Genomic DNA, 1,216 nt, shown 5'->3' with positions numbered 1-1,216 from the left:
GGACGATAAGGCGGCCATCGCGCAGCGTCAGCGCGCTCAGCCCCTGCAGCCAGGCCTGGCCGTGCAGCCCGCTGGGATCGCTGAACGAAATATGCCAGCCCGGAAGCGCGCCGGAGAAAGCCAGCCGCCAGCGCAGGTGGGCGAGGCCGGCTCCGCGCCAGACAATATCTCTGGCCTCTCCCTGCCAGACGGTGCCGGCAAGCTCGCCGACGCCGATCCCGGCCGGCAGCGCGGCGGTGAGCAGCCTGGCGGGGGCGGTGAGCAGCATCCACAGCAGCCAGGCGCCGAGCAGCAGTCCGACGGCGAATTTACTTCTCATGCCGACGCTCGAGGATCAGCGTATTCACCGTCACCCAGCCGGGACGCTGGGGATGCGCGGTGACGGCCAGGGAGGCGGCGTGAATGCCCTGCCGGCCCAGAACGTCGAGCCATGACATCAGGGCCTGAAAGGTACAGGCCTCGAGGGTGACGTTGACCCGCATCCCCTGCGGCTGCAGCCGGACGATCGCCAGCGCCTGGCGGGCCGCCTCGCGCATGATGACCGCCGAGGGCTCTTCGGCGATGGCCGCTGGGCCCGGCCGCTGGCGGCTTAGCTGCTGCAGGAGAGGTGCCTGCTGCTGCATCCAGCGCAGGCTGGCCTGCTCTTTGGCGAGGGTTTGCCGCCACTGCTGCTCGCGGTCGAGCCACGGCTGCCAGAAGGCGTAGTACGCGATACCGACGAACAGCGCGAGGGCCATTGCCACCAGCAGGCGCTGCTCCCGCTGCGAGCGCTGCTGCCATAAAATACGCAGGCTATGCATCATTTTCCTCCAGGGAGAGACGCCCCTCAATGCCGTCCGCTCGCGGCTTCATTTCGCCGGTTCGCACGCGAAAATAGGGCTGCGCCCGCAGCCTGAACTGCTCCAGCGCCCGGGGCGATACTGCCGACACGTCGAGCTGCAGGGCGTTGCGCGCGCCGTCGTAGGCCAGGGCCCGCAGGCGGATCCCCGGGGTCCCGGCGACGATCTTTTGCACCAGGCTGATGGTGACGACCGACGGCGGATGCGCCGCCGTCTGCGCAAGCTGGCGCAGATGCTGCTGCATCTGCAGCCGCGGGTTAATCACCCGGGTCTCCGTTTTAAACCACTGATGATAAAACGCCCGGCTGGCCTGCTGAGCCGCGGCCGCCCGCTGGCCCAGCGCCAGATGGTCGAGCACGCCGTTGACTCCCCACAGC

Annotated in this window: 3 protein-coding genes; all 3 read right to left on the bottom strand. The window is 68.8% G+C overall.

The genetic code is table 11. The features are described 5' to 3' along the window. The coding region (gspN, locus tag PFH44_RS27770; RefSeq protein WP_283826864.1) for a type II secretion system protein N at positions 1-319 on the bottom strand (319 nt) is incomplete at its 3' end. Continuing rightward, positions 309-800 carry a type II secretion system protein M gene (locus PFH44_RS27765; RefSeq protein ID WP_283826865.1) on the bottom strand — a complete coding sequence of 164 codons (492 nt, stop codon included), beginning with the start codon at positions 798-800 and terminating at the stop codon, positions 309-311. The genes gspN and PFH44_RS27765, both read right to left, overlap by 11 nt. Then, positions 793-1,216, bottom strand: a 424-nt coding sequence (locus PFH44_RS27760; RefSeq protein WP_283826863.1) for a GspL/Epsl periplasmic domain-containing protein, incomplete at its 5' end; no start/stop codon positions are given. The genes PFH44_RS27765 and PFH44_RS27760, both read right to left, overlap by 8 nt.

Source organism: Klebsiella sp. Ech2A, from assembly GCF_030078455.1.
GTDB classification, from domain to species: domain Bacteria; phylum Pseudomonadota; class Gammaproteobacteria; order Enterobacterales; family Enterobacteriaceae; genus Klebsiella; species Klebsiella terrigena.
Note: the sequence above shows the minus strand (reverse complement) of the source record. Positions and strands in the feature narration are given on the sequence as shown.

Coding starts and splice junctions, on each gene's coding strand:
- PFH44_RS27765 (WP_283826865.1), bottom strand. CDS start 800: ATGCATAGCCTGCGTATTTTATGGCAGCAGCGCTCGCAGCGGGAGCAG.